Annotated in this window: 17 protein-coding genes and 2 pseudogenes; 13 read left to right on the top strand and 6 right to left on the bottom strand. The window is 58.7% G+C overall.

Features of this window, described 5'->3' with window-relative positions:
* Positions 1-94 precede the first annotated feature (94 nt).
* On the bottom strand, positions 95-1375 hold the full coding sequence (locus AACY44_RS16360) for an alkane 1-monooxygenase (protein ID WP_339530655.1): 1281 nt from the start codon (positions 1373-1375) through the stop codon (positions 95-97).
* Positions 1376-1669: 294 nt separating this feature from the next.
* Positions 1670-2668, bottom strand: a complete 999-nt coding sequence (locus AACY44_RS16355) for an alpha/beta fold hydrolase (protein WP_339415900.1) — start codon at positions 2666-2668, stop codon at positions 1670-1672.
* Positions 2669-2934: 266 nt separating this feature from the next.
* On the opposite strand from AACY44_RS16355, the gene AACY44_RS16350 reads away from it, so the two are divergent.
* The 3 genes from AACY44_RS16350 to AACY44_RS16340 are packed head-to-tail and all read left to right on the top strand — an operon-like array spanning position 2935 to position 6209.
* Positions 2935-4473: a flavin-containing monooxygenase gene (locus tag AACY44_RS16350; protein WP_339530652.1), complete on the top strand. Its 1539-nt coding sequence runs from the start codon at positions 2935-2937 to the stop codon at positions 4471-4473.
* Entirely contained in the window at positions 4470-5360 is an 891-nt protein-coding gene (locus tag AACY44_RS16345; RefSeq protein ID WP_339436597.1) for an SDR family NAD(P)-dependent oxidoreductase, read from the top strand. Before AACY44_RS16350 ends, AACY44_RS16345 begins: the two co-directional genes overlap by 4 nt.
* Before the next feature lie 15 nt (positions 5361-5375).
* Positions 5376-6209, top strand: a complete 834-nt coding sequence (locus AACY44_RS16340; RefSeq protein ID WP_339436598.1) for a metal-dependent hydrolase — start codon at positions 5376-5378, stop codon at positions 6207-6209.
* Here the strand turns inward: AACY44_RS16340 and AACY44_RS16335 are convergent.
* On the bottom strand, positions 6206-8281 hold the full coding sequence (locus AACY44_RS16335) for an EAL domain-containing protein (RefSeq protein ID WP_339436599.1): 2076 nt from the start codon (positions 8279-8281) through the stop codon (positions 6206-6208). The two genes, AACY44_RS16340 and AACY44_RS16335, sit on opposite strands and share 4 nt — an antisense overlap.
* Positions 8282-8590: 309 nt before the next feature.
* On the opposite strand from AACY44_RS16335, the gene AACY44_RS16330 reads away from it, so the two are divergent.
* Positions 8591-8857 (top strand): hypothetical protein, encoded by a 267-nt coding sequence (locus AACY44_RS16330; protein WP_339436600.1) that lies wholly within the window; start codon positions 8591-8593, stop codon positions 8855-8857.
* 13 nt (positions 8858-8870) lie between these two features.
* Positions 8871-9200 carry a DUF6388 family protein gene (locus tag AACY44_RS16325; protein ID WP_339436601.1) on the top strand — a complete coding sequence of 110 codons (330 nt, stop codon included), beginning with the start codon at positions 8871-8873 and terminating at the stop codon, positions 9198-9200.
* 4 nt (positions 9201-9204) lie between these two features.
* Here AACY44_RS16325 and AACY44_RS16320 read toward each other — a convergent pair whose 3' ends face one another.
* Complete coding sequence (locus AACY44_RS16320) at positions 9205-9945, bottom strand: serine/threonine-protein kinase (protein WP_339415889.1); 741 nt, start codon at positions 9943-9945, stop codon at positions 9205-9207.
* Positions 9946-9955: 10 nt separating this feature from the next.
* Between AACY44_RS16320 and AACY44_RS16315 the strand changes: the two are divergent.
* From AACY44_RS16315 to AACY44_RS16290, 6 genes and pseudogenes are all read left to right on the top strand, one after another.
* Positions 9956-10377: pseudogene (locus AACY44_RS16315) on the top strand (Tn3 family transposase); the annotation flags it as partial.
* A 185-nt stretch (positions 10378-10562) separates the two neighbouring features.
* Complete coding sequence (locus AACY44_RS16310) at positions 10563-13172, top strand: type VI secretion system Vgr family protein (protein WP_339415888.1); 2610 nt, start codon at positions 10563-10565, stop codon at positions 13170-13172.
* A gap of 82 nt (positions 13173-13254) precedes the next feature.
* Entirely contained in the window at positions 13255-15276 is a 2022-nt protein-coding gene (locus AACY44_RS16305) for a T6SS effector phospholipase Tle3 domain-containing protein (protein ID WP_339427594.1), read from the top strand.
* On the top strand, positions 15273-16931 hold the full coding sequence (locus tag AACY44_RS16300; RefSeq protein ID WP_339530648.1) for a type VI lipase adapter Tla3 domain-containing protein: 1659 nt from the start codon (positions 15273-15275) through the stop codon (positions 16929-16931). Before AACY44_RS16305 ends, AACY44_RS16300 begins: the two co-directional genes overlap by 4 nt.
* 157 nt (positions 16932-17088) lie before the next feature.
* Complete coding sequence (locus AACY44_RS16295; protein WP_339415887.1) at positions 17089-17421, top strand: hypothetical protein; 333 nt, start codon at positions 17089-17091, stop codon at positions 17419-17421.
* Positions 17422-17485: 64 nt separating this feature from the next.
* Positions 17486-17755, top strand: a complete 270-nt coding sequence (locus AACY44_RS16290; RefSeq protein ID WP_339415886.1) for a PAAR domain-containing protein — start codon at positions 17486-17488, stop codon at positions 17753-17755.
* Between the two features lie 324 nt (positions 17756-18079).
* Here AACY44_RS16290 and AACY44_RS16285 read toward each other — a convergent pair.
* A pseudogene (locus AACY44_RS16285) lies at positions 18080-18943 on the bottom strand (type VI secretion system ImpA family N-terminal domain-containing protein); the annotation flags it as partial.
* Between the two features lie 475 nt (positions 18944-19418).
* Here AACY44_RS16285 and AACY44_RS16280 point away from each other — a divergent pair.
* Positions 19419-19934 carry an Hcp family type VI secretion system effector gene (locus AACY44_RS16280; protein WP_012724698.1) on the top strand — a complete coding sequence of 172 codons (516 nt, stop codon included), beginning with the start codon at positions 19419-19421 and terminating at the stop codon, positions 19932-19934.
* Between the two features lie 52 nt (positions 19935-19986).
* Here the strand turns inward: AACY44_RS16280 and AACY44_RS16275 are convergent, their stop codons facing one another.
* A complete protein-coding gene (locus AACY44_RS16275; protein WP_339415884.1) occupies positions 19987-20808 on the bottom strand; it encodes an aldo/keto reductase in 822 nt (273 codons plus the stop codon).
* Positions 20809-20914: 106 nt separating this feature from the next.
* Here AACY44_RS16275 and AACY44_RS16270 point away from each other — a divergent pair, with 106 nt between their 5' ends.
* Positions 20915-21409 carry a DUF1543 domain-containing protein gene (locus AACY44_RS16270; protein ID WP_339415883.1) on the top strand — a complete coding sequence of 165 codons (495 nt, stop codon included), beginning with the start codon at positions 20915-20917 and terminating at the stop codon, positions 21407-21409.
* Positions 21410-21436: the final 27 nt, after the last annotated feature.

Here is a 21436-nt window from a genome sequence, read left to right as displayed (position 1 = left end):
AACAACTTTTTTGCAACTCATTTTGAGAATCCTGGGCGATAGAGACCTGCGCGATGCACAGATCCCGAGCGCGCAACACACGTTTTAATTCACATCAGAACGGCTTGGCACTGCTGCTGTACTTCTCCAGATACTTCAAGCGTTGTGACGGTTGAAGATTGGTCAGGGTGATATCCCCGGCGTAATGATTCAGCACTCGATGATCCATGCGACGTCGCCACAAGTAAGGCACATAGGCCCAGACAATCATGCTCGCATAGCCGTAGGGAAGTTGCGGCGACTCATCAAAGTGGCGCAACGACTGATAACTACGGGTTGGGTTGGCATGGTGATCGGAGTGCCGCTGCAATTGGAACAGAAAGATATTGGTGACAATACGGTTACTGTTCCATGAATGCCGTGGTGAGCAACGCTCATAACGACCATTGGGCAACTTCTGGCGTTTAAGCCCGTAATGCTCGACGTAGTTCACCACTTCCAGCAGCGAGAAGCCGTAGATGCCCTGAATGATCAGGAACGGGATCACTGCCGCCCCCAACCAGGCGATCATCGCGCCCCACAACACCACACTGTACATCCACGCGCTGAGTACCCCGTTCTGCCAGTGCCAGGCCGGCAAGCCGAGCTTGCGCAGGCGTTCGCGCTCCAGGTTCCACGCCGAACGGGCACTGAGCCATACCGAGCGCGGCAGGAAGGCCCAGAAGCTCTCCCCGAGGCGCGAACTGGCTGGATCTTCCGGGGTAGCCACACGTACGTGATGGCCACGGTTGTGTTCGGTGTAGAAGTGCCCGTAAAAGGTCGGGGCCAGGGTGACCTTGGCCAGGAACACTTCCAGCGCGTTGGGCTTGTGCCCCAGCTCGTGGGCCGTGTTGATTGCGATGCCGGTAGCGGCACCTGTCGACATGGCCATGCCCAGGTAAGTAAACCAGCTCGCTTCGCCATGCAGTTGAGTGCGCGCAGTGATGTAGCTGGCGGCGTGGGACAGCCAGTTGGACGGTTCCAGGTTCGCCGCAGCCTGCAACAAACCACCCCGGATGATCCAGTCGATACCGCCGGCGGCCAGCCAACCGGTGATCACCACCGATGAGATGACGAACAGCACGCCGGTGTAGACGATCCAGCGGTAATAGCTTTGGGATTCGAGGTGGCTCACGGCGGATTCGGGCGGGTTGCTCACATCCTCACCGAGCAAGCCGTCGATCAGCGGGATCAGGCCGAAGATCACCAGCACGCCGACCCACCAGAGTTGCTGGATACCGGTGCAGATGGCCAGTGCACCGGAGAGCAATGGCGTGGCCAGGGGCGTGATGCCCAGCCACCACAGGTGACGCTTGCCGTCGGTCCATACGCTTGGGGCTGCCAGAGTCTGATTCATGGCAACCTCCGTGGCAGGGAGGCAGAAAACAGGTTCAGGGAGCGCTGAATGCTCCGGGAAATCAACCATGCGATAAAAGGCGTTTTTTTCATTTTTATTCGCTCTTAGGCATTTCAAAAATCATTTCAAAACAAACATTGAAATATTTTTTTAAATAAATAGCGCGGAATCGATAGGTCGTCAACTACTTTTTCGAGGCCTTTTCCGCGTGACTGGGCAGTCTGTTTTTCTGCCGTTTGGTCAGGTCTCTAGGGCAAGCATCTCGGACCGTCCACCGCGCAGTGGAGGCCACGATTATTTGTTCGCCAAGGCAAATGGCGGATGCAGGATCACCGCGGTTTCCGGCGGCCGGGCACGCTTGGCCAATTGCAGTACCGCCTCGGCCACCCGCGCCGTGGCGGTGATCGGCAACATATGGCCGCGCCCTTCCACCACCTGCAGCTTCAGGCCGGGGACCCTGTCAGCCAGGGCCTGCCCGTGTTTGCGAAAGTCCAGGACCTTGTCACGCGCGCCATAGATCAGGCTGATCGGCAGCGTCAGTTGCGGGTAGCGCTTGACCATGTCCGGCAGGCAATCGTTGACCAGCGCGATCTCGCTGGACGCCGCATAGAAGTTGTCGGGCCGCATGCCCAGCAGCCCGCCGCCCCGGGTAGCAAAATCCTCTGGGGCAGTGTCCGGAGCGAACACGCCCTTGACCACCGAGCGGCGCGTGAGCAGGCCCATTGGCACGGTCAGGGTGTATGACACCCAACGCCGAAGCAGGGCCGGTCGTATCGCCAGTGACCAGAACACCAAGGGCAATGTGGGTTGCGGATGGGTCAGTGGTGCCACCAATACCAGGCCGGACACCGCATGCGGGTGGTCCAGGGCCAGCGCCAGTGAGATCGCGCCGCCGAGGGAATGGCCCAGCACCAGCGGTTTGGCCAGGCCTAGCGTGTCGATAAAGGCTGCCACTTGCCGCGCTTGGGCCGGCAAGTCCGCGGCGGTGCCTTTATGGCGCGTGGAATAGCCCGACCCCGGACGGTCAAGCGTGATCACTCGAAAGTGCTCGCACAACTGGCCGGACAAGGCGTAGGTGAGGTTGCGACTGCTGCCCATCAGCCCGTGAATCATCAACAGCGGTGGGCCCTTGCCCTCCTCGTAATAGTGAAAGCGCTCGCCATTCACGTCCACAAAACGCCCGTTGCTCGGAACGGCAGCTTCGATACGCCGCGTGATCCAGACACTGAACCCCCACAAAGCAGCGCTTACGCCCATAAACACAGCCGCAGCAATAACCCATTCAACAGCCATAGCTCGGTCCTCTGCATCCCTGTTGCTGGCGACCCGACCGGAATTGATCAAGGCCTCAGCTATCGTCCACACCCTGGACCTAACGTCGTGCCTGTCCGTCGGACAAATCGCACATGAGGAACCGGGGACTAGCGTAGGCGATATTTTCAGGTAGATTATTTAAAATCTTTTTTAAAATAAGTAATTCAATTTTTCTTTGCAATGGTGTTCTATCTAAAAGACAAAACAAGAAAGGGAGCACACCCGATGCCCACGAAGGACTGCTTATGAATGCCCAGAGTGATTCAATCGACATTGCCATCATCGGCTCAGGCTTTGCCGGCCTGTGCATGGCGATCAAGCTCAAGGAGGCCGGGTTCACCGACTTATTTATCGCCGAGCAGGCCGACACGCTCGGGGGTACCTGGCGGGACAACCACTACCCGGGTTGCGCCTGCGATGTGCAGTCGCATGTGTACTCGTTTTCCTTTGCTCCCAACCCGGACTGGACGCGGCAGTTCGCGCCGCAGGCAGAGATCCGCGCTTACCTGGAACAATGCGCCACGCGCTTTGGGCTGGCGCCCTACCTGCGCTTCGGCATGGGCCTCAAACGCGCGGTGTTCGACGACCAACAGCAACGCTGGCAGTTGAGCTTCAGCGATGGCCGTCAGGTCAGTGCGCGGGTACTGGTATCGGGCATGGGGGGCTTGTCGCGCCCGGCGCTGCCGGAAATTCCCGGGCTCGACAGCTTCAAGGGCAAGCGCTTTCACTCCCAACAATGGGATCACGACTACGCCTTGAAGGGTAAGCGGGTGGCAGTGATCGGCACCGGCGCCAGTGCCATTCAGTTCGTGCCACAGATCGCGCCGCAGGTGGCTCACCTGGACCTGTTCCAGCGCACCCCGCCGTGGATCATGCCCAAGCCCGACCGCGCGGTTTCGCCCTTCGAACGCTGGCTGTTCAAGCACCTGCCCTTCACTCAGCGCCTGGTGCGCGGCGCCTTCTACTGGGCGCTGGAAGGCCGCGTAATCGGCTTCGCCCTGCACCCACGGCTGATGAAGATGGTGCAGAAAATCGCCCTGCGCCACCTGCATAAACAAGTGGCTCGCCCTTCGCTGCGCAAAACGCTGACCCCGGACTACACCATCGGCTGCAAGCGCGTGTTGATTTCCAATGACTACTACCCAGCGTTGTCGCGCAGCAATGTCGATGTGGTCACCGAACACGTGGTACGCATTGAAGCTGACGGTGTGATCACCGCCGACGGCATCAAGCACCCGGCCGATTGCCTGATTTTCGGCACCGGCTTCCAAGCCACCGATCCCCTGCCCCGCGATTGCATCATCGGGCGCGGTGGCGTGGACCTGATGGACACCTGGCAAGACGGCGCCCACGCCTACAAGGGCACCACCGTGCCGGGCTATCCCAACCTGTTCCTGATCGTCGGGCCCAACACCGGCCTGGGGCATAACTCGATGATCCTGATAATCGAAGCCCAGGTCACCTACATCCTCGACGCACTCCAGCACATGCAGCGGCATCGCATCGCCACTGTCGACGTCAAACCCAGTGTCGAAAGCGCCTACAACCAACAGCTGCAAGACAAGCTCAAGCGCACCATCTGGAACACCGGCGGTTGCCAAAGCTGGTACCTCGACCCGCGCACGGGCAAGAACACCACCCTATGGCCCGGCTCGACCTGGCGCTTCAAGCAGGTCACCCGGCAGTTTGCGCTCAAGGACTACGTGGCCGACCTGCTACCGGTCAACGCGCCCAGCCGTCCAGTGTCGGCGCCCCACTCCACCGCAGAAGGCAGCCTGTCATGAAGTCATTCAACGGTCGCGTAGCGGCCATTACCGGCGCGGCATCCGGCATGGGTCGCGCCCTCGCCCTGGCCCTGGCTCGGGAAGGTTGCCACTTGGCGCTGGCGGACAAAAACAGCCAGGGCTTGGAACAGACCGAGGCGTTGATCAAGACCTCGACCTTGGCCCCCGTGTTGATCTCCACCCAGGTGCTGGATGTTTCCGACCGCCAGGCCATGCTGGATTGGGCCGCGCGCTGCGTTGCCGAACACGGCCAGGTCAACCTGGTGTTCAACAATGCCGGGGTGGCCCTGTCGAGCACGGTGGAAGGTGTGGACTACGCCGACCTGGAATGGATTGTCCGCATCAACTTCTGGGGTGTAGTCCACGGCACCAAGGCGTTCCTGCCGTATCTGAAAGCCTCGGGTGACGGCCACATAGTCAACACGTCCAGCGTATTCGGCCTGTTTGCCCAACCCGGCATGAGTGGCTACAACGCTACCAAGTTCGCCGTGCGCGGCTTTACCGAATCCCTGCGCCAAGAGCTGGATATGCAGCGCTGCGGCGTCTCTGCCACCTGCGTACACCCGGGAGGCATTCGTACCGATATCTGTCGCAGCAGCCGTATCGACGCGAACATGACGGGTTTCCTGATCCACAGCGAACAGCAGGCCCGCGCCGACTTCGAGAAGCTGTTCATCACTGACGCAGACCAAGCCGCCAAAGTGATCCTGCAAGGCGTGCGCAAAAACAAGCGTCGTGTGCTGATCGGCCGCGACGCGTATTTCCTCGACCTGCTCGCCCGGTGCCTGCCGGCGGCCTATCAAGCCTTGGTGGTACTCGCCAGCAAGCGCATGGCCCCAAAAGCCCGCACGCCGGTGTTTGAAACCAACGACGAGCCCCGCCTCTGAACAGGAGCATGCACTATGTTGCCGATCCGCCGTGACATCCATTTTGACCTGCCCGCCGAGCGCATCAAGGACTGGCATGAACAGGGTCCGTTCATCACGCATTTTTTCAACGCCTTGTCGCTGTTGTTCCCCCAGGGCGAGCTGTTTTTCATGGACAGCGTGCGCCACTACCGCCAGCACATTGATGATCCTGAACTGAAGAAAGAGGTCCAGGGATTTATCGGCCAGGAGGCCATGCACAGCCGTGAGCACGTGGCCTACAACAACCTGCTGCAAGATGCAGGATTGCCGGCACACACCCTGGACCGACGGCTTAAATTCATCCTCGAGCTGCAGAAAAAACATCTGCCGCCGTCCTTCAACCTCGCGGTGACCATTGCGCTTGAACACTACACCGCGATGCTGGCGGAAATACTCCTGAGCGACCCGACACGTTTCGGCCATTCACTCAAAGGCTACCAGCAGATGTGGTACTGGCACGCTCTGGAGGAAACCGAACACAAGGCCGTGGCCTTCGATGTGTGGAACCGCGTGATCAAGCCCGGCCCCAAGCGTTACCTGCTACGCACCGGGACCATGCTGACCACCACGTTGCTCTTCTGGCTGGTGGTATTCGATTTCCACCTGCGGCTGCTGATTGCCGACCGCAAATCGGGGGGGCACCTGAAAGGCTTCTGGCGCATGCTGAAGTTTCTGTATGGCCCCAAGGGGGTTTTCCCACGGATGCTGGTGCCGTGGTTGCATTACTTCAAACCCGGTTTTCACCCCTGGGACCATGACAACCGGGCACGTCTGGCTGGGATAGACGGCCTGGTCGAGGAAATCGAGCAGACCCAGCGCGGTTATTAGCCCTTGGCTAACGCGGCACGCGCTCGCACAAAGCCTTCCAACTGATCGCCCGGCAGCGCCTTGCTGAAATACCAGCCTTGGATAATCAATTCGGCGCCGGTGTTCAGGAAGGCCAACTGCTCGGCAGTCTCTACCCCTTCCACCACCACACCCAGGTTCAGGGCCTCACAAAAACGCAACAGGCCGGTCATGACCTGAGCGCCCTTGGGATCATGCTGGGCCACCACGAAACTGCGGTCGATCTTGATGAAGTCCACCGGAAACTGGTGCAGATAACTCAAGGCCGAAAACCCGGTGCCGAAGTCATCGATGTAAACCTTGGCGCCGATGGCTTGCAGCTTCTGGATGGTCCGGCGCGTGGCCTGGATATCACTGACCAGCGCGTCCTCGGTGATTTCCACCGATACCTGCCCGTGGGCCTGGGCCAGAATCTCCACAAGGCGCTCGCCATAGGCAGCGTCGGTCAGGGTCGCGCTGGAAATATTGATGGTCATCGGCAAGGCAAAGCCAAGTTTTTGCCACTTCTGGTATTGGCGAACCGCCTGGGATGCCACCCACACATCCACGTCCGGCATCAACCGCGCCTGGGCCAGCCATTGCAGGAACTCCCACGGCGAATGCACCGTGCCCTGGGCGTCACGGGCACGCATCAGCGCCTCACAGCCGGTGCAAAGGCCGGTGCGAATCGAGACCTGCGGCTGAAATTCGAGGTAGAACTCGTAGTCGCTGATCTGCTGGATGCGGCTCAGCTCAGTGGCCTGGCGCGCCAAGGTCTTGTGCGAAGCGAGCACCGGGTCCAGCTCGCGCAACCGGCCCTTTTCCTCAAGGCCGCGGAAGGTCATGTCCAGGGACTTGAGGTATACCGTGCCGCCCTCAGTGGCCTGGCGATGAATCGCCTGCACATAAGGCGCATACACCAGCGTGCCCAGGGCCAGCAGCGCCAGTTGCAGCGCCACCGCCGCCAGGTCGCCGTGGGTACTGAGATAGGCATTGAGCAGCACAGGCGCAGTGAACGGTACGCTGACCACTGCTGGCGACACCCACCCCATCTGCACCACGGTTAACGCCACCGTGGCGTTCAACGCAGGTACGATCAGAAACGGTAAGAACAAGCGCGGGTTGAGAATGATCGGTAAACCGAACAGCAGCACTTCACTGACGTTGAACAGTGAGAGCGGCAAACTCGCCACCGCCAACAGGCGCATGGACTGGCTCTTGGAGAACAGCAGGATCGCCAGCAACAGGCACAATGCACCGCCCGAACCACCGATAAACGCAAAGCTGCCCAACAGGCCGCTGTTCAACACATACTTGATCGGCTCGCCCGCTGCCGACGCCGTGCTATTGAGCACTACGGCCTGGTCCAGCACATCGAACAAAGGTTGCATGGCGTACACACCGTGGATCCCGAAAAACCACAGCAGCGAATTCATCAATGTCACAAACAGGCCGCTGCCGTAGGGCGATTCCAACGCATTGAGTACCTGCGGCCCTTGGAGTTGGGCCATATAGGGCACCTGCAACAATAAGGACAGCACTGCCACCAACGCCAAGGCAGTGATGGCCCCCGGCACCACCATGTTGATCGTGCCCCGCAGGTTGTGCCCCACCAGGTCTTCGTTGACCAGCCGGCTCCAGCGGTAACGGTGCAGCCAGGCAATGGCCGGCACGTTCAACAGCGGCGAGGCAATCGCGATAAACAGTACGAAGGTGGCCGAGGCGCGCGGGTAGTCCCTCAGGACAAACGTCGCCACCACCACATGAGCCAGGCACAGGAATGCCACCGGCAGTTGCGGCAGGCGATGCTGGATCGCCAGCATGTAGCCAATGGAAGCGGCCACCAGCAGTGGAATGACGGAGCTGATCTGATTGTGGAGGCCGGCGAGGAACGCCACCACCGGCGGGTCGAAGCCAAGCACGCGGGCACATTCAGACAGGATCAGAAAGGTCGCCGACACCAGCAGGCACGGCAGGATCCACAACAACCCTTCGCGGATCGCTCGCAGCGACTCAGTGCTGGCCAAGGCGGCCAGGCGTTGGGTGAAGAAAAGCTTGAACAGCGTTTGCGCCATAACCCATCCCTCTGCCCATCGCCCACTGTCCCTGGAAGGCAGCGCCGGAAACACGGGCTAACGCTACACGTGCTGGCACAGTGAGCGAAAGCTTTTTGCCATTCATCCGGGTGTTTTTTCAACAATGGATGACAGGAAATTCGCTGAAGTTTTCCAAATAATTGACTTTTCTGAGCTGGGCCAATCGCGGAGTCTGCTTCAATACTGACTGTCTGTGTGTTTATGTGCGCAGGCTCGCGGCGCCGGGGACTCAACTGATCAAGGAAGGTTGTTTGCGAAGGCAGCAGGCACCAGGGAGATAAGCTGGCTATGCAAAGTAAGCTGCCAATGAAGGGGCACCCGCTGTTTTTCAACGTGCTGCTGTGGGTGTTCGGCGTTGCGCTGCTGTTGACCAGCAGGGGCGTTATTGAACGAGCGACCGGGTCCCCGGGCGATAGCTCTGTGGACTTGGCCCTCGTGCTGAGCGCCTATCTGTTATTGTTTTTACTCAACCCTATACGCGCCTGGACCTACCGCCGGCTGCGCAAACGCGCGCGTCGCCTCTGTGCATCCCACCGACCGGAATCCGGCCCTTGATTGGAGCAAGCCTTTGTCACCACCTGGCGATAACCACCAGCTAGCACTGGACAGGTTCCTCAACGAACACCCCGATGTGGCCTCCGAACTCAATACCCTGAACCCGCTGGCCGCCCAGGCCAAGGGCGAAACCCTGGCGCAGTACCGCGCCGAGCGGCTGCATGAAGCCTTCGAAGCGGAAGCCGAACGCCAAGGCCTGTTTGCCTGGGAATTGACCCTCAAACTGACCTCCGAGTCCGCCGAAGCCTTCGAAGCCCAGCGCCTTGAGGTGCACAGGGAAGTGGCGCAGATGGCGGGCCTGGGCTGGAGCGAGTACTGCCAGTTGCATGACCTCCCCGGTTGACGCACTAGCTCAGGAACCAGCAACGACGCCAGCCCGCCAACGCGTCGCGCAACTCGGCGACGCCTACCGTTCGCTGCTCGGGGTCCATCGCCAATGCTGAACACAACGGAGGCCAGCAGTGCCTGGGCAGTTGCCTGGGCCGACGCAGTCGCTGATTCTGCTGGCGCTCGCCGGGGCGCCGGCCTTCGGCCAGTTCATAGAGCACGCAGGCAGCCCCGTACAAATCGGCACTGGCCGACGGTAACCCTCCCGCTATCAGCTCTGGCGCCGCATACGCCGGCGTCCAGGCATTCAGGCGACTGCGGCTTAAGCTCGGTAACCCAGCTTTTGCCTGCGTCTCGGCATGGCCCAGGCCAAAATCGAACAAGCGTACCCCTTGCTCCCCCACCATGATATTCGCCGGTTTCACGTCCCCATGCAGGACGCCTTGCCGATGGGTATAGGCCAGTGCATCCAGCAATTGCAGGGCCATGGGTTGCAGCTCCTGCCATGCCAGCCCCTGCGGACACTCCGGGAGCATGCGATCCAGGGTCAGGCCCGGCATCACTTCCATCGTGAAAAATGCCAGTTGGTGCGTGGTGTCTACCTCGAATGAAAACGCGCGTACCACATGGTCATGGCACAGACTTCGGGTCAGGGCGAATTCGCTGTACAGCAACACATGAGCGTCGGCAGAGGCAGAAAGGGTCTCGCCCAACAGCTTCAGCGCCACACGGCAGTCGGGCTCGCCGAACGCCTCATGCATCAGGTCCCGGGCCCTCAGGGACCTGGGCCGGATCGAGCGCACGCTCTTTATCTTGGACTGACTGCAAAGTGTCGAACTGCGTCGACGCGTGCATACAGGCTTGAACAAGGGCGAGGCGCGCAATGCTCTGGCCAGGGCGGTGTTCTTCAACCGACTTGGTGAAATTAGGGATAGGAGCATCGAGCAACAACGCTACCGGGCCAGCGGCCTCAACCTGGTGACCGCCGCTATCGTGTGTGGAACGCGGTCTACTTGGAACGGGCCACCCAAGGGCTGGCTGACGCCGGAAAGCCGGTGAATACCGACCTGTATCAGTATCTGTCGCCGTTGGGCTGGGAGCACGTCAACCTGACCGGCGATTACGTCTGGCGGCAGAGCCGCAAGCTGGAAGACGGGAAATTCAGGCCGCTACGACAGGTCGGAAAACCTTAACGTACGATTTTTCAGAATACTGTAGGCTCCCATAATTTAGTGCTTTCAGAGTATTCCTACTCGAATGAGGCTGCCATCCGACACGCCACTTTCCTCCCTCTATGCTCAAATTCCTGCCTTTAGGCGAACCTGCATCCCCATCAAGTAGATGAACGTCCGCCGCCCTCCGCAATATAGAGGCCAGCATGTTCATCGATCCAGCATCACTTCTTTCCTCTCAAAAACATCGTTTGATCAAACTCTCTGTTCACGCCGAATCCGATCACGAACTGTTGCTGGACAGTTTCAGTGGCCATGAAGCGATATCCCAACCGTTCAGCTTTGACTTAGCGTTGCTTAGCCGCGATCCGCTGCTTGAGCTCAAGACCGTGATCGGCCAACCCACGCTGCTTGAAGTCGAATTGGCCAATGGCGCTCACCGCTGCATTCACGGTCACATCACGGGCTTCAACCACCTGAAAAATGACGGTGGCTTGAGCTATTACTCGGCAACGATGAGCCCATGGTTTTGGTATCTGAGCCAGCGGGTAGATTCCCGTATTTTCCAAGACCTCACCGTGGTCGACGTGTTGCACAAAGTTTTCAGCCATTACGGCGCATTGGCCACGTTCCGATTCGATCTTGCGCAGGACGAGCCCCTCAGAACCCACAGTTGCATCACGCAGTTCAATGAAACAGACGAACACTTTGCACGGCGCCTACTTGAGCAAGAAGGCTTGCTGTTCTACTTCGAGCACACCGCGCAAAGCCACACGCTGGTGGTGCGAAATGATTCCGACAGGCTCGCGCCGTTGGAGCAGCAACCGGTCATTCAATACCATCAGAACTCGATTCCGGCCACTGCCGACACCATCAGCGAATGGACTGCCCAACGCCAGCAGCAATCCGACGCCATCAGTGTTCCCTCGTTCGATTACAAGCAGGCAGAGCCGTGGGAACACATCGATACAGGCTTGCTGAAGTCTGCCAGCGACTCCGTACGATTTGAGCAGTACGAATTTTTAGGTCAATACAACGCGGGTAGCCGTGCTGACACTGTCAATCGTGTCGGCTGGCGCCGTGATGCCGTGCATGCGCTAGGCAAAACCTTTCGCGGCGTCAGCAATTGCCGAGCCATGGTGCCCGGTTACACCTTCACGCTGACGCAGCATCCCCGACATGATCCCTCACAGGCGAATAGCCGCAACAATCAGCGCGAGCCAGGGGCCACGGTTAATGAGTTTCTGCTGCTGAGCGTGCAGCATCAGGGACACAACAATTACCTCAACGAATCTGAGGCGGACTACAGCAACACCTTCACCAGCATCCGTCGCCATATTCCTTATCGCCCTCAATGCTTGACGCCATGCCCAGTGGTTGCCGGGCCTCTGACCGCCATCGTGGTCGGCGATAAGAACTTGGGGGAAGTGCATACCGATGAGTGGGCGCGAGTGAAGGTGCGCTTTCATTGGCAACGCCAACAGCCCGATGAGCGCGACAGCGCCAAGCTACATGCGCAAGACACCGCGTGGCTGCGGGTATCCCAGCCCAGCGCCGGGGAAGGCTTTGGTCATCAGTTCATGCCGCGTATCGGGCAGGAAGTGGTGGTGAGCTTTATTGCCGGGGACGTTAACCAGCCTTTGATCACCGGCACGGTTTACAACAGCCGTCACCACTCGCCACGCTTCAGCGATGGGGCAGGGTTGAAGCAGTTGCCGAACAACAATGCCTTGAGCGGAATCAAGACAAAAGAGCACCAAGGCGGTGGCTACAACGAGTTGCTGTTCGATGACACCGCAGGTGAACTGCGCACCCGACTCGCCAGCCGACATCAGGACAGCGCGTTGAACCTGGGCAAACTGACGACGCCGCGCAACGAAGGCAAGGCCCAACCGCTGGGCAACGGTGCAGAACTGCGTACCAATGCCGCAATAGCCTTACGCGCCGCCCAAGGCTTGCTGCTGACCACCTACGCCAAGCATCAGGCGCAAGACCCGCAGTTGAGCCGTGAAGCCCTGCTGGAATTACTCAGCCAATGTGCCGACCTGTTTAAGTCTTTGGGTGAAACCGCCACCGCACAAGGCGCCCAGGCACTCGATCACGCCGGTATCGAAGCGCTGCGCCAAACCCTGAGTCAGTGGCCCGCTGCCGACAGTTCAGCCAGCGGTGAACCGCTGATCGCGATCACCAGTGAGGCTGGCATCGTCAGTGCCACCCCTGCATCCCAAGCCCATTACGCCGGGGGCAATCACGACACGACCGCCCAGGATCATCTGCAAATGACCAGCGGCGCGGCCATGCGCCTGCACGCGGGCCAAGGTATTTCCGCGTTTGCCCAGGACGCTGGCATCAGCGCCATCGCCAATCGCGGCAAAGTACTTGTGCAGGCTCAAAACGACGACATCGCCCTCAATGCACAAAAGAACCTGCACGCCTCGGCGGCTGAAGGTGAAATCGTCCTGACGGCGCCGACCATTCGTTTGGTCGCTGATGACGGCAGCTACATCAAGATTGGCGGCGGCATCGAGATTGGTACGTCGGGCAGCGCCATCGTACACGCGGCAGACCATGACTGGGTGGGTCCCAAGACCGACCGCGTACCGATGCCAGCGTTTGGCCGTACTGGGGCAGATCAGCGTCACGTTTTGCACTTTGAGGGTGACGCAAAGGCTGCTGCGTTATCGCAGGCTTACAACGTCACGTTGGAGGATGGCAGCGTGGTGCGAGGGATCACTGGAGGTGACGGGGGTACGGAACAGATTCAGCGGGAAGCCATGCAGTTGGCGAATGTGAATGCGTTGAGGCCGTTGCTCTAGTCCACCGGACAACGTGGCCTGAAATGGCCTCAGCGCACGCAATGCGCGTGGCGCATGAAAAAACAGCCAAAGGAACTAAGGCATGAGCGAACCTAACTACACTGTTATCGCGGAACAACGCAGTCGGCTTGTCCCTAATCGACCGGGTGATCGTCTGGTCGCTATCCCACGTGACATGCCCGGCATCGTGATTTTCTTGCATGGCGTTAACGATCCTGGCGCCTCGTATGAGTCGGTGGAAACCGGGTTGCTTCAAGGCTTGAACGAGCGGCTGCACCGCCCGGATTTATACGCGGGAAGTTATGGCGCTGACTTTGCGGCGGCAAAGGCGATTCCGGTAGAGCGCCTGTCTGCACGAAACAAAGACAGGCTCGACGACCCGGACACCTACCTCTACAAACGCAGCACCAACAAAACCACCCGCAGTTGTTTCATCCCGTTCTACTGGGGCTATCGCGCCGCGCCCGACGAAATCAAACGCGACAAAAACGGCGACCCGACCAAACTGCGCACCCAGTACCAGGACAACTTCGACAACCGTCTGGACCGGCACTTCGCCAAGGGCGGTGGGTTCTTCGCCAACGCCACCAACAATCTGTTGGAAATGTTTGGCGAGGGATTCAACAAAATCACCCGGCACGCCGCTAATCTTTCTCTGCCCAATCCACTGTTCATGGGCGCCAACCCGAAGCGCCGCTATTTCGTCCTGGCCGCCCATCGCTTGGCCATGCTGATCAGCGAAGCGCGCCGCCTGGCCCCCGATGAAACCATCACCATCATGGGCCACAGCCAGGGCACGCTGATCACCCTGCTCGCGCAGGCATTACTGGTGGATCGCGGCCAGCGCTGCGCCGACTGCGCGATCATGGTTGCCTCGCCGTATTCACTCTTACCGAATAAAACCCCGGAAGGCTCCGACACCCTCGGCACCCTGCTTGATATCGTGCAGGCCGTTACCGACACGCCTCACCCAGCACCGCCCCTCACGGCGATGCAATACGCGCAACCCGGTTATGGCGGTCGCACCGGCCCGAACTGGTCGCCCGGACAAGGCCAGCGCCTGGGGCCGGACGACCGCACGGTGGTGTTTCCCGAGCGTGACAATCGCGGCAAGGTGTACCTGTATTTCAGCCATGACGACTCGACCGTGGGCCTGAGCGATGTGAGCGGTATTGGCACCTTCGGGGTGCCGCCGCACTTGCCCGATGGCCAGCCTGCCATGGCCGCCATGCCTTCGGGCTTCTATCAGCGGTTGTGGAGCATGCGGCACCGCAATGAACAGCCGATCTACGTGGGTGCAGCGCCAGCCCTGGTGCCGTTGCGGGTTTGGGGTGAGCGCTACGCGGCGGAATATGATCCCCTCAAAGCGATATTGCAGGCCTCCGTCGGCATCGACGAAACCCGCTATATCAACGGCGAAGCGTTGGTGCCGCCGCATGCGCCGCAGATGTTCGGCGGCGAAGCCATCACGGGTAACCCGACCAGTCCAGGTATCGACGCACCGGACGCGGTGTCGCAGAACAATGCGCTGGGCAATAAAAACGCCACGTTCAAATGGGTTGAAGTGCGCAAAAGCCCACAGCGGGTGGACCTTGATCAGGCGTTGATTGCCTGGAATCAGGATAAACACCCGGATGACCAGACCCGTGTGCTGCGCCAGGGGATGTCGGGCAACCCGATGCTCAGCCCGGTCGGTCATTTTTTAATAGAACGCGAAGAAACCCCCAACGAAATCCGCGCCCGTCTGGCGGTAGATCCCGAGGAATGGGACAACAACAGCTATCACTCGGCAGTGTTGCGCAGCCCGGAAAACCATCGGTGGGTGACGGCGATGGATGTGGCGGTGGGGCAGGGTAAATGTTTGGACGATCCGCAGATTCGGGAGGTGTTGATTGCGATGGGGGATTGGCGGACGGATGAAAAAACATTCGAAAACGAAATTACACAAATGCCCGGATGGCCAAAGTTAAGTGCTGAGGCGCAGGCATTGGTTACCGCCAACTACAAGTATTACGACAAAGGAACATTCCCCTCCCCTGAACTGGTGCCAATGACGCCCCCGCCCATGGTCAGAAGACCCGGCCATCCAGGAGGTCAATCATGAGCAGCCGACCGCGTTTAACGGTTTTCCTCTGGATCGGGTTCGTACTGGTTCTCGGGTGGCTGACGTTCGTGACCCACGAAGTGATGAAATATATAGAGATTGAAGAGATGACGATGAGATCCGTTGGGCTGCCCACTCTCGCTGGGCTTGCTGCCATTTTTGGTGTGGTGGCGTTGCTGTATGGCGTGGTGTGGGGTGGCAAGGCCGTGATGCAGTGGGCCAATGGCGGCGCTGCTGTTGTTGCGCAACCCGTGCCATTGACCGCGGAGCAGATTGCCGAACGTGAACGGACTTATGCGTTGGAGATCAGGGCGGCGGGCTTGGCGGTGGATGAAAACCAGCAATCCGGTATTTGGCGCCTGATTCAAAAGAAAAACGACAACTTCAGTTCAATCCATTCACAGAACGCTCAGGATTATCCTTATAGTGCGGGCACCCGACGTGATGATGCCGCGATCAATACCCGCGCCGCTTTCCGCCATTCCGCCCGCGATGCCGTGGCCTACTGGCCCTTGCCGACCTTTGCGCTTGGTCCTCTCAAACGCCTCAATAGTACTGGCTCTGCGAGCAATATTTGGAGTGGCCGAAATGCCGCCACGCTCGGCGTGACGCTGTTTCTCTGGCAAGACGCAGACAACACTACTCACGCCCAACCCATGATCGAAAAGCTGTTTCAGTTTTTTGATGACAACCCAGAAGTACCAGAGGCATTGATCGTTAGCGAAGATGGCGATACGACGCGCAACGGTCTTCGGGTTACCGGAACACCAGGGATGCAGGATGGCTATGCGGTGCCCAAAGTCTATGAAGCCATGACCGGGCTGTTGGTCTCACGCTCAGACAGGGTCGATCAATACCTGCGTCCATTCGCCACCAACGAGGAAGAGGACAACCAAAACAAGCGCACTGACATGGGCAAGTTATGGGCGTTTTACTGGAAACACTCCCCGCTATTTCGCGAAGTCTATGAAGCAGAAAAACGTGCCGAAGGTTTCAAAGCCCCCAATGGCCCCGGCACCATGTCCAGCGCCTACTGGCACGCCCAACTCCCCGAACTGTGGCAAACCCTCAGCAATCGCGGCCCCGGCCGTTTCGAACCCACGCCCTGGCTCCCCGTGCGCTGGGCTGAGCATCAGATCAAGGAATTCGACGCCGCGCCCATGCTCGGCTACCTGCACCGCCCAATAAAAGTGGCGATGACCGACGAAAACGGCAAAAGCCTTAAACCCGCGCTACAAGTCAAAGCCCTGCAAGGCGCCTGGCTCACAGCCCTGAACACCCTGCCCGAAGGCGCCGCCCCAGTACGCGTGTTCTACGACAGCACCGACAACATCGACGGCCTGATTGCCCTGAACAACGCCCTGCACGCACTGAATACTGACGGCACCGGCATCGAACTGGGCAACGTCGAAGAAGGCTACGACCTGGGCCGTCGCCTGGGCAACACTGGCGTCAGCAGCGCATTGGTCGCCATCAACCTCGCCAGCATGGCCAGCTACCTCGATGGCGGCACCAGCGCCGTCGTCTACAACGGCAGCGACGGCACTACTACCGTACAAATGGTCCGCCCACCCGACGAAGCCACCAAAGCCCAAAACGCGAAAACCCGCTGGGCCGACCCCTTCCTCTTTGGCGCGCCGGGAGTGACGCAATGAAACGGCCTATCTGGGAGGACAGCATGCTTTCTGGCTTTGATACCGCTTGCCCGTGTTTTCAAGTACGAGCCGCAACAGCTACAGATAAGTGCCAGCCTCTGCATGACCTGCGAGAGCAAATCGGGCGTGCCAATTCAATAATACGTAAGGAGCGAACATGAGCTCTGATCAAAAATCAACTACCGGCGAGCGTGCTTTTCTGATTCTTGTAGGTATCGGCATATGGCTACCTATTATCGGTGTTGCTCTTTTATATATGACAAATGATCGCTCGCTGAACGGTGCATTGGCCTTTGCTTATTTCGTTATCCTTTTAGCGAAAGTGGAATTGGGTGGCATCCTGCTTTTACTCATCTACGCCGCGTGGTTTAAGCCCTGGAGGCTTACCGGTACGGTGCGTGATACATTCTATATCCACGTATTTGCCGCGAGTCTCGCCGTGCTTATTCCAGCGATATATTTCGTGCCTCTGGTGATTCGCGGTCACTGAGTTGAGTGCCTCTCTAGGTTCACATGTCGTTTCTTTTCAACTTCGACCCAGCCGGAGTCACGTAATGAAACAACCCGTTTGTTTAGGCGACGCCACCAGCAGTGGTGGTGAGGTCGTCGAGTGCCAGCTTGCAGGCACTCACCAGATCAACGGCAAAACCGTAGCCGTGCTCGGCGACAAAGTCACCTGCCCGTTGCATGTGGGTATCTACGCGTTCACGGAAGGCCATCCGCATCGACGCATGAACGGCCTAAGCATCGTCATGGATGGGCATCGGCTGGAATGCGGCTGTCATGGGGTAGCGAGCCACGCAGCCAACGTGCAGTTGGGTTGACTGCGAACTTAATACGTTTGGATTTGACCATCAACTTCGTTCCTGGGATTGAAGCAATATCATGTGCTTTCACCAAGGTGACCAGGTTTATCAATAGCTTAGGTTATTTTCCTACTTAAACAGATCCCGGTATGATCAATGACGCAGCAAGCGGAATAGGCCGTAGGGGTGTCCCCTGATCGGAGCGATGCAAAGATCAAGACAGTCCTACGAGCGCTAAGGGCAAAGCCAGCGTCTTGGAAAAAACACAAGTAAAATCAGGCCGCTACGGCAGGTTTATACTCTTAGCGTACGATTTTTTCCGAATTCTGTAGGCTCCGCGTGATAACCCTTGAGCTTGTCGGGGGCTGGCCCGCGCAAGGCGGTCACCCGCTCATTATCGGCATCCGGGTAGCTGGCGAGTGCCAGCCATGTCAATGTTCGATTCAGGCGCAGGGCGCGCAGGTCATTAGCGTTCTGGCGCAACCACCAGGCACAGAGGGAACGGGCTTGTTCCTGCAACGTACGCAGCAACTTGCTGGCGTCTTTTTCGTTGTCCACCACCGCTTCGGGTTTGAGCAATTGGCTGGTCGCCAGCTTGACCTGCGCAATGACGCCACTCAATCCCACCGCCGGGGTGTCGCCCTGCGCAGCCCGCTCCAATCGCTGGGCCAATTGCCTGCGTATCGGCAGCAGCAGCGGCGCTTCATCCCCCAAGTGCTTGGCCCACAGCTCATCGAGGCATATCAGGTGCTCAAGCACGGCACGAAATAGAGGCTGCTGGCTCTGCAGCGGCGGGCCCTGCATAAACAGGGGGTCAAGGCGCAACACCAACCATCCGAATGCCGCGCCGCGGGTGCGCGGTTTTTCAGGGTAGACCACCGACCAATGATGCTCGCAGAGATAACGCAGCAACCCGAGCCCGGCCAGTAAGCCTGGGAAGGATTCACGCTGGTGCAGCGCCCAGGTCAGCCAGACGGCCACCTTCAGGTCCTTGGACTGCTGGCGTAACAGGATCTCGCTGGTTTCCAGGACCTTATGCCAATCGGGCTGACCGTTGCCATGAATCGACTGCACCTTGGCCAGCTCTGATTCCAAGACTTCATACTCACTTGAAAAGCGCATATCGCTGCCCGCAAAACGTGTTTGCGTACACGGCGACCGTGCAACTTCAAGCCAATAATCACACAGCTCGTCCGAATAAGACATTTGGCACCGCGCGCAACTAACCGAGAAAAAAAGGCCAACTAATCGCATTAAAACTGCTTATCAGAAAGCCATCTTTACCTTGCCGAAACCCCTGCAAAGCTCCCAAACCTTAGCCACGCCTATAACATTCAGCAAGCGACGAAATTACACTTAATCCTTTTCCTACAAACATCCTAAATCGACGAATGCGCAACTTTTTGCGCAATTAAACAACCGTAGATGCTCGTCCTCTTCGAAAACTGTAAGTTTTACCAAGCGATCTACCTGAGCAACTAAATGCGCACCACTGCGCAATCAAATACCTTCCAAAGCAATCAAAAACCGCCTATCTCATAGAAACTCCATGCGCATATAACGCCGCCCCCTACTTTTATTGGGCAACGTACTTTCAGGCACGCTTTTTGTTAGAGGTATTTGCCCAGTCGGCACAATTATCGGTTGGGGCTACCTCATTAATCAGGCAAGGAAACCCGTCATGCCAACACCCGCGTATCTCTCCATCACCGGTGTCAAACAAGGTTTGATTACGGCAGGCACGTTTACCCAGGACTCGGTAGGTAACATTTATCAGGAAGGCCATGAGGACCAGATCCTGGTCCAGGCCTTTGCTCATCAGGTGATCATTCCCCGCGATCCGCAGTCGGGCCAGCCAACGGGACAGAGGGTCCACAAGCCTTTGATGATCAGCAAGGTCTTCGATAAGTCTTCACCATTGCTGTTCAGCGCATTGACCAGCGGCGAAGAGGTCAAGTGTCGGCTGGAGTGGTTGCGCACCTCGTCGGCCGGCACCCAGGAACACTACTTCACCATTGAGTTGGAAGGGGCGACCATCGTTGACATCCAGTCACGCATGCCCAATTGCCAGGACCCGGACAACGCCCATTTCACGCACCTGGAAGATGTGTACTTCACGTATCGCAAGATCGTGTGGACCCATGAAGTGTCCGGGACATCGGGGTCTGATGACTGGCGCAGCCCGGTTGCGGGCTAGATAGGATTGATACAGAAACGGCGCCAAGGAAGACGCCGTTCCTGCCAGTTGGCTACACCATCGCCAACGCATGCTTGCGCTTGGGCGCGCCAAACACGTGATCGATAGCGTCCAGGTCGTGCTCATCCAGTACCAGCTTGGCGGCGGCTGCGTTGAGTCGCACGTGCTCCGGGGTGACGGCCTTGGGTATCGCGATCACACCGTCCTGGCGCAACACCCAGGCCAGGGAAACCTGGGCGGGCGTCACCTCGTGGCGCCGCGCTATCTGCTTGAGGGTCGGGCTGGCCAACAACTCGCCACCCTGGGCGATCGGGCAGTACGCCATCAAGGGCAAGTGATGCTGTTGCCACCAGGGCAGCAGGTCGAATTCGATACCACGCTCCTCGATGTTGTAGAGCACTTGGTTGGTGGCGCAGGCTGGGGATGCGAGCTCCTGCAGGTCGGCCACGTCGAAATTGGAGACGCCCCAGCGGCCAATCTTGCCGGCCTCGCGCAAGCGCTCGAAGGCGTCGACGGTTTCTTCAAGAGGATATTGGCCACGCCAGTGCAACAGATATAGATCAATGTATTCCGTGCCCAGGCGCTGGAGGCTGGCTTCACAGGCACGGGGAGCGCCTTTGTGACTGGCGTTGTGCGGGTAGACCTTGCTCACCAGGAACACCTGGTCACGCCGACCGCGAATGGCTTCGCCGACGACTGTTTCAGCACCACCCTCGCCATACATTTCGGCAGTATCGATCAGGGTCATGCCCTCATCAATGCCCAGTTGCAACGCCGCGACTTCGGCGCGGTGCTGGTCGGGGTTTTCGCCCATGCGCCAGGTTCCCTGGCCGATGACAGGGACGGGAACGCCCGCCAGATCAATGGTACGCATGACAACCTCCTGATGAGTTCGCGGATTAACAGTGTGGCATTGACCGGACAAAAGGGTTCAATCGAAGTATGGTTAGCCTTTGCCAAGTCGCCAGGAAGAACCTGCAATGCTGTTTGTCGTCATGCTTGGGGGCAAGCACCCTCGCGCAAAGATTGAAGTGCACGATGTGGTATTCGCTGTGGCCGACACGCTGGAAGCGGCCTACCCGCAATTACGCGCCGACTGGTTCGGCAGCCCCAAGGGCGTGCATATCGATTCGTGGATGGCAGTGGACGGCGTCGACGGCTGGAAAGTCGAGATAAGCCACCTGGCACCGGCTGCCAGCGCGCATCACCTGTACTTCATCAACCTGGGTGGTTATGAAGCCAACAGCTTTGGCGAGGCTCACCACTACCTGCTGGTGGTCGCACGCAACAAGCAGGAAGCGATGAGCAAAGGCAAGCAACAGATGCTGCGTCACTGGTCCCAGGCCCATACTGACGCTGTGATGGATATAGACGACTGCCTCCCCATCGACCTGGTGGATGGCCGTTATCTGCACTTGGTGCAAGGCCCGCATCGGCCCATCATCCAGCAAAACGACTATATCGTCCTGCTTTGAACGCTTATGAGCGCTACGCCGAAGCAG

It is taken from the genome of Pseudomonas sp. RA_15y_Pfl1_P11 (genome assembly GCF_963970975.1).
GTDB classification, from domain to species: Bacteria; Pseudomonadota; Gammaproteobacteria; order Pseudomonadales; family Pseudomonadaceae; genus Aquipseudomonas; species Aquipseudomonas tritici.
This window is presented reverse-complemented; position numbering and strand designations above follow the sequence as displayed.

Excerpts from the sequence above, each read along its gene's own strand:
- AACY44_RS16360 (WP_339530655.1), bottom strand. The coding sequence starts at position 1,375 with ATGAATCAGACTCTGGCAGCCCCAAGCGTATGGACCGACGGCAAGCGT.
- AACY44_RS16355 (WP_339415900.1), bottom strand. The coding sequence starts at position 2,668 with ATGGCTGTTGAATGGGTTATTGCTGCGGCTGTGTTTATGGGCGTAAGC.
- AACY44_RS16350 (WP_339530652.1), top strand. The coding sequence starts at position 2,935 with ATGAATGCCCAGAGTGATTCAATCGACATTGCCATCATCGGCTCAGGC.
- AACY44_RS16345 (WP_339436597.1), top strand. The coding sequence starts at position 4,470 with ATGAAGTCATTCAACGGTCGCGTAGCGGCCATTACCGGCGCGGCATCC.
- AACY44_RS16340 (WP_339436598.1), top strand. The coding sequence starts at position 5,376 with ATGTTGCCGATCCGCCGTGACATCCATTTTGACCTGCCCGCCGAGCGC.
- AACY44_RS16335 (WP_339436599.1), bottom strand. The coding sequence starts at position 8,281 with ATGGCGCAAACGCTGTTCAAGCTTTTCTTCACCCAACGCCTGGCCGCC.
- AACY44_RS16330 (WP_339436600.1), top strand. The coding sequence starts at position 8,591 with ATGCAAAGTAAGCTGCCAATGAAGGGGCACCCGCTGTTTTTCAACGTG.
- AACY44_RS16320 (WP_339415889.1), bottom strand. The coding sequence starts at position 9,945 with ATGCATGAGGCGTTCGGCGAGCCCGACTGCCGTGTGGCGCTGAAGCTG.
- AACY44_RS16310 (WP_339415888.1), top strand. The coding sequence starts at position 10,563 with ATGTTCATCGATCCAGCATCACTTCTTTCCTCTCAAAAACATCGTTTG.
- AACY44_RS16305 (WP_339427594.1), top strand. The coding sequence starts at position 13,255 with ATGAGCGAACCTAACTACACTGTTATCGCGGAACAACGCAGTCGGCTT.
- AACY44_RS16300 (WP_339530648.1), top strand. The coding sequence starts at position 15,273 with ATGAGCAGCCGACCGCGTTTAACGGTTTTCCTCTGGATCGGGTTCGTA.
- AACY44_RS16295 (WP_339415887.1), top strand. The coding sequence starts at position 17,089 with ATGAGCTCTGATCAAAAATCAACTACCGGCGAGCGTGCTTTTCTGATT.
- AACY44_RS16290 (WP_339415886.1), top strand. The coding sequence starts at position 17,486 with ATGAAACAACCCGTTTGTTTAGGCGACGCCACCAGCAGTGGTGGTGAG.
- AACY44_RS16280 (WP_012724698.1), top strand. The coding sequence starts at position 19,419 with ATGCCAACACCCGCGTATCTCTCCATCACCGGTGTCAAACAAGGTTTG.
- AACY44_RS16275 (WP_339415884.1), bottom strand. The coding sequence starts at position 20,808 with ATGCGTACCATTGATCTGGCGGGCGTTCCCGTCCCTGTCATCGGCCAG.
- AACY44_RS16270 (WP_339415883.1), top strand. The coding sequence starts at position 20,915 with ATGCTGTTTGTCGTCATGCTTGGGGGCAAGCACCCTCGCGCAAAGATT.